General features: G+C 45.5%; 4 protein-coding genes. 1 reads left to right on the top strand and 3 read right to left on the bottom strand.

Features of this window, described 5'->3' with window-relative positions:
• Positions 1-51: 51 nt before the first annotated feature.
• Complete coding sequence (locus BTA30_RS22160) at positions 52-1398, bottom strand: sodium-dependent transporter (RefSeq protein ID WP_076764215.1); 1347 nt, start codon at positions 1396-1398, stop codon at positions 52-54.
• Positions 1399-1611: 213 nt separating this feature from the next.
• Between BTA30_RS22160 and BTA30_RS22155 the strand changes: the two genes are divergently transcribed.
• The gene (locus BTA30_RS22155) at positions 1612-2592 is read left to right on the top strand and encodes a bile acid:sodium symporter family protein (RefSeq protein ID WP_076764212.1); all 981 of its coding nucleotides are present in this window, start codon (positions 1612-1614) and stop codon (positions 2590-2592) included.
• A 29-nt stretch (positions 2593-2621) separates the two neighbouring features.
• On the opposite strand, the gene odhB is transcribed toward BTA30_RS22155, so the two are convergent.
• Entirely contained in the window at positions 2622-3884 is a 1263-nt protein-coding gene (gene odhB, locus BTA30_RS22150) for a 2-oxoglutarate dehydrogenase complex dihydrolipoyllysine-residue succinyltransferase (protein WP_076764210.1), read from the bottom strand.
• A gap of 14 nt (positions 3885-3898) precedes the next feature.
• Entirely contained in the window at positions 3899-6733 is a 2835-nt protein-coding gene (sucA, locus tag BTA30_RS22145; protein WP_076764208.1) for a 2-oxoglutarate dehydrogenase E1 component, read from the bottom strand.
• Positions 6734-6903: the final 170 nt, after the last annotated feature.

Below are 6903 nucleotides of genomic sequence, written 5' to 3'. Positions count from 1 at the left end.
CGATTTTCTCGACAGCCTGAACCCCTAAACCTTTTGTTTAGGGGTTTTTTCTTAATGTTTGAATACTCCAATTACATCTAAAAAGACGACGATAATGACGATCGGCGCGACGTAGCGAATCAAGATAAGCCAGGCGGCAAACCATTTTCTGCTGATCTTGGAGCCCTCTTTCAGTTCTGCGAACAAGTCGTCTTTCGGTATTTTCAGCGGAACAAAAACGGCGATTAACAAGGCTCCGAGCGGCATTAAAATATTGCTGACGAGATAATCGGCTGCATCAAAGATGGACAGATTGAAAATCGTCACATTTTGAAGCACGCCGTATGACAGCGCTGATGGAATGCCGAATAGGAAAATCGCAATTCCGCCGATCCATGCGAAAACCTGTCTTTTTTTAGCATCTCCTTTTGATAAGGCAGAAACCAGAATTTCAAGCATTGAAAAAGCTGAAGTCAATGTAGCAAATAAAAATAACAAAAGGAAAGCCAATAAAAAGACAATTCCTAAAGGCATCTGATGAAAAACAGATGGCAGCACATTAAATAAAAGCATCGGCCCCGCATCCGGAGATAAGCCGAATGAAAAAACGGCCGGAAAAATCGCGATTCCCGCAAGAATAGCAACAGATACGTTTAGCAATGTAACTGAAAAAGCCGATTGCGCCAGATTTTCCTTTTTAGACAAATAAGAGCTGTACGTCACCATAACGGAAACTCCAACGCTCAATGAGAAAAATGACTGTCCCATCGCAAACAGAATCGTCTCGGTTTTGATATGGGAAAGGTCAGGCTTTAAGAAAAACGTTAACCCTTCCATTGAACCAGGAAGTGTAACCGAGCGGACAATCAAGAGCAGGAAAATAATAAAGAGAGCCGGCATCATAAACTTGCTCGCTTTTTCAATTCCGCTTCTGACCCCTTTTGCAACAACCAGGATCGTCATGATGATGAAGATCAGCTGACTGCCTAAAACGAGGTAAGGATTTGCAATCGTTTCTCCGAAGATATTCGCATAATCCGTACTTCTTGACAATTCACCCGTTAATCCTTTGAAAATATAAATGATGATCCAGCCGCCGACAACACTGTAGAAAGACAGCAGAATAAAGCATGTGATAATGCCGAGCCTGCCGATCCAATGCCAAAGCGAACCTGGTGCAAGCTCCTTATAGGATTCAACGGCATCTTTTTGTGTCTTTCTGCCGATAATAAATTCCGCTAATAATAAAGGAAGCCCCACTAATAAAGTAAAAAGAATAAAAATAAGTAAAAACGCTCCGCCGCCGCTTGTCCCGGCAACATAAGGAAACTTCCATATCGCGCCAAGCCCGATTGCCGAGCCGGCCGAAGCTAAAATAAATCCAAGCTTTGATGACCATATATTTTGTTTATTTTCCACTAAAGCACCTCTTCTTCTCAGGTCTAATTGCACATTAGGCTACAAATTATCATTTTAAAAAGCATAAACGAATTCGTCAAGGTTTTCAAACATTTCTTTCAGTTTACATAATAATATTATTGGTATCTATAATTTTTTCTTCATGTTGAATTATTCAGAATATTAATTATAATAGGAGAATGTTAGATTTTCTACTAGTGAGGAGCTGGATATATGAGTCATTTCATCAAAATCAGTCAATTTGCAGGAAAAACCTTTGCCATCTGGGTGATCTTATTTGCAGTGCTTGGTTTTGCATTTCCTACGTCTTTTACTTGGATCAGCCCGTATATCACTATCCTGCTCGGTGTGATCATGTTTGGCATGGGACTGACTCTGACGGCAGATGATTTTAGAGAGCTGTTGAGAAATCCGCTGCACGTACTGATCGGCGTATTCGTTCAATATACCGTCATGCCTTTAATCGCATTTGGACTGGCCTATGGACTCGGCCTGCCTTCTGAAATTGCAGTCGGTGTCATTTTAGTCGGATGCTGTCCAGGGGGAACAGCGTCAAATGTCATGACATTTTTAGCAAAAGGCAACACGGCACTGTCTGTCGCCATTACGACGGTCTCCACTTTGCTCGCGCCTTTTTTGACGCCGTTTCTTATTTTATTTTTTGCGAAGGAATGGCTTCCCGTATCTCCGGGATCATTATTTGTGTCGATTTTGCAAGCGGTGCTTATACCGATTATTGCAGGGCTGATCGTCAGGTTTTTCTTTAAAAAACAGGTCGAAAAAACGGTGCAAATACTGCCGCTTGTGTCAGTGATCGGGATTGTCGCCATCGTCTCCGCCGTTGTCGGGGGCAACCGGGAAAATATCATACAGTCAGGGCTGATGATTTTTGCCGTTGTCATTCTCCATAATGGCCTCGGTTTGTTTCTCGGATTTGTGTTAGCCAAGTGCTTTAAAATGGATTATGCATCACAAAAAGCCGTTGCGATTGAAGTGGGAATGCAAAATTCGGGACTCGGGGCCGCGCTTGCCACCGCCCATTTTTCTCCGCTTTCCGCAGTTCCAAGCGCTGTATTCAGCGTCTGGCATAACCTGTCAGGCTCATGGCTTGCGACATACTGGTCCAAAAAAATAAAAAAACAGGAGAATGACGAACATTCTCCCGTCCCGCAGATCATGGACAAAAAGCTTTGACCGCGTAAAACGGTCAAAGCTTTTTTTATTTATCCTTCTAATAGAAGCTGTTCTGGATCTTCCAGCAGGTTTTTAATTGTGACTAAAAAGCCTACCGCCTCTTTGCCATCGACAATCCGGTGGTCATAAGAGAGCGCGAGATACATCATTGGACGGTTTTCGAAGCGCTCTTCGTCAATTGCGACAGGACGCAGCTGGATTTTATGCATTCCCAAAATACCGACTTGCGGACTGTTTAAAATCGGAGTTGATAAAAGCGATCCAAATGTTCCTCCGTTCGTAATCGTGAATGATCCTCCTTGCAGTTCGCTGAGCGTGAGCTTGTTGTTTCTCGCTTTTTTCGCAAGCTCTCCGATATCTTTTTCAATATCGGCAAAGGTTTTGCGGTCTGCATCACGAACCACAGGAACGACGAGACCATCAGGAGCGGCAACCGCGATCCCGACATCATAAAACTTCTTGATGACAAGTTCGTCGCCTTGAATTTCCGCATTGAGGAGCGGATATTTTTTCAGGGCAGCGACGACGGCTTTTGTAAAGAAAGACATGAAACCAAGCTTTACATCATGCTGCTCAAGGAATTGGTCTTTCCGGCGCTTTCTGAGATTCATGACGGCCGTCATATCCACTTCGTTAAATGTCGTCAGCATAGCGGCGGTGTGCTGAACTTCAACGAGGCGCTTGGCAATCGTCTGTCTCCGGCGCGACATTCTTTGCCGTTCAACCGGTTTCGCTGCGTCTTCAGTTTGTTTGGCGGCCGGAGCCTGCACTTCACGTTTTGGCTCAGCCTGAGCTTTTGGCGGCTGCTCATTTTGTTGGTAGGATTCCACATCCTGCTTTCTGACCCTTCCCAGCGGATCGCCAGTCGGAATTTCTGATAAATCAATGCCTTTTTCACGGGCGAGCTTTCTGGCAGCCGGAGAAGCGACCGGTCTTGCTTTTGCTGTCTCGGTTTGATCAGTCGCGTCTGCTGCAGGCTCATCTTTCTTTTCCGGTGCTGCCGTTTTTTCTTCCGAAGCCTCAGCCTGAGGAGCTGAGGCTTTGCCTCCTTCTCCCTCGCCTTCTGAAATCGTGCCGATAATTTCGCCAACCTGAACAGTGTCTCCGGACTCTTTCAGCACTTCCTGAAGAACGCCGGATTGTTCTGCCGTTAATTCGACATTGACTTTATCCGTTTCCAGCTCAAGCAGGAATTCCCCTTGTTCCACATAATCTCCCGGTTGTTTCAGCCATTGGGCTATCGTTCCTTCTGAAATTGATTCCGCTAATTCAGGTACTTTAATTTCCGCCATTTTTTAGTTCCCCCTTAATTTTTGCGAGTCAAGCTATCAGATACAATGCGTTCCTGTTCCTTTTTATGAACGGTCGGATCCCCTTCTGCCGGACTTGAACGCCTTCTTCTGCCAATATAGCGCACTTTAATGTCTTTTGGAGCGATTTCTCTTAAATATGGCTCAATATAGTTCCAGGCTCCCATATTTTGCGGTTCTTCCTGAACCCAGACGATCTCTTCCAAATTCGGCAGCTTGCCGAAGAACGCCTTGATATGTTTTGCCGGGAATGGATAAAGCTCTTCGACCCGTGCAATGTGGAGCCAATCTTTTTCGGTTTCCATCTTATTAAAGTAATCGCTGATATCGATCGAAACTTTACCGCTTGAAAGGACAAGGCGCGTCACTTTTTCATATTGATGGGACAGACCGGACATTTCGTAAACCGGCTTAAAGTTGCTGTCGCTCAGTTCCTGCACTTCCGAGACGGTATTCGGATTCCTCAGCAGGCTTTTCGGCGTCATGATGATCAGCGGCCGGATTTCCTCGCGAAGCAGCATCTTCGCCTGCCTTCTTAACACATGAAAATACTGAGCTGCACTTGTCAGATTGGCAACGGTCCAGTTATTTTCTGCTGCAAGCTGCAAGAAGCGCTCCGTTCTGCCGCTGGAATGTTCAGGCCCCTGACCTTCATACCCGTGAGGCAGCAGGACGACAAGCCCTGATTTTTGCCCCCATTTCGCCCTTCCTGCGGAGATAAACTGATCAAAGTAAACCTGTGCTGCGTTTGCAAAATCTCCAAACTGTGCTTCCCAGATCACCATCGTTTCCGGCGAAGAAACGTTATATCCGTATTCGAAGCCGAGAACAGATCCTTCAGAAAGCGGGCTGTTGTGAACCGCAAATGACGCTTTCGTATCTGCAAGGCGATGCAGAGCGATGAATTCGTCCCCTGTCTTGCTGTCGTGAAGAACAAGGTTGCGATGTGCAAACGTGCCGCGTTCTGAATCCTGGCCGGTCATCCTTACAGGTGTGCCGTCTTTCAAAATAGATGCAAACGCCAGCGCTTCTGCAAGCGACCAATCGACTTTACGGTCATCGTCAAACGCTTTTGCGCGGCGTTCAAGAATCCTTTTCAGCTTGCCGAAAACATTGAAGTCTTCCGGCCATGAAACCAGTTCTTCATTTATCTTGCGCAGGACGTCAAATTCAACGGATGTATCAACCTCTGGAAAGCCGTTGGAAACCGGTTCCGGAAGAACGATTTCATGCGTCATGTCTTCCTTCTTGGCCGGGACTTTACGATAGGCTTCCTCTAAACGCTTCACGACGGATTCCTGAATCTTATCAACGGTTTCTTTTTCAATCGTGCCGTTTGTGATCAGCTTTTCTGCAAAAATGTTCTTAACCGTCGGATGTTTTCTTACCGCATCATAAAGCATCGGCTGTGTCGCCGACGGCTCATCCATTTCATTGTGTCCGAAACGGCGGTAGCCGATCAGATCGATCAAAAAGTCCTTATTGAAGGTCTCGCGGTATTCGATGGCAAGCTGAACCGCTGAAAGGCAGGCCTCCGGATCATCGGCATTCACATGCACAATCGGAATTTCAAAGCCTTTCGCAAGGTCGCTCGCATACTTCGTTGATCTCGATTCATTGCTTTCGGTTGTAAAACCGATCATATTGTTGGCGATGATGTGAATCGCTCCGCCAACCTGATAGCCCTTCAGCTGGCTCAGGTTCAGCGTTTCAGAGACAATTCCTTCTCCTGGGAATGCCGCATCACCGTGGATCAGGATCGCCAAAGATTTTTTGACGTCTTGAACCGGGTAGCCGCTCTCTGTTCTCGTTTCCTGGGCGGCCCTTGTAGAGCCCTCTACGATCGGATCGATGAACTCAAGGTGGCTCGGGTTGTTCGCCAGCGTGATGCGCGCCGCTTTTGTCTGTTCATCCTGAATCTGCCGGTCTGCACCAAGGTGGTATTTTACATCACCTGTCCAGCCGTAATTGATCCCGATTGAACCTTCTGACGGGACAAGATCTTTGTTCGGGGCATGCTGAAATTCGGAAAAAATGATTTCATAAGGCTTTCCGAGCACATGCGCCAAAACGTTCAGGCGGCCTCTGTGCGCCATTCCGATATTAATGCTTGTCGTTCCCGAAGAAACCGATTCGGCGATAATATCATCCAGCATTGGCACAAGCGCATCAAGACCTTCAATTGAAAAGCGTTTTTGTCCGACAAACGTTTTGTGGAGAAACTGTTCAAGGCCTTCAACTTCTGTCAGCCTTCTTAAAACCTCTATTAATTTCTCTTTTGATTTTGGGGTGAATAATTCTCCCGACTCGATCTTTTTCATCAGCCAGTTGCGCTCTTCAAAGATATGCACATGGTCAAACTCAAAAGAAATCGATTTTTTGTATGTGTTCTTTAAGTACTGGATGGCTTCTAAACCGTTTGTTACATCTTTAGGGGCATCTTTGCATAAGACCGATGCCGGAATTTTTTCCACATCCTGCTTGGTTAAACCGTACTCAGCAAGCGGAAAAAGCTCTTGTTTTTCCTGTGTTTTTCTTAATGGATTGACGGAAGCGTTTAGATGGCCATAGGTTCTAATATCTTCTGCAAGTTTTATCGCCGATGCGATTTTTTCAATAGATTCAGCCGTGAAATTTGCCTCTCCTTGTGTTTCAGAGGCGGCCCTCATTTCGCCCGGGGGAGCTCCGAGATCGTCAAACATCCCTTTCAAGTCAGGATCTAAGCTCTCTGGATCCTTGACATACTGATCATAAAGCTCCAGCACGTAGCCGAGGTTCGGACCGTGAAATTCTTCCCAAGTCATTCTTTGTTTCATATTATTTTGAAACATTTGAACATTACCCCCAACCTAATAATCAAGTGAACAATTCACTATCTTAATATATCTTCTGAACCCTTTGCCCAGAAATATGTAATAAAAACGCTTCCACGTACATTTTACCACTGATTTTCATTTGTTTCTACACAGATTGTTCAAATAAAATTAAAAAATCATCTTGA

The organism is Bacillus swezeyi (genome assembly GCF_001969815.1).
Classification (GTDB): Bacteria; Bacillota; Bacilli; order Bacillales; family Bacillaceae; genus Bacillus; species Bacillus swezeyi.
Note: the sequence above shows the minus strand (reverse complement) of the source record. Positions and strands in the feature narration are given on the sequence as shown.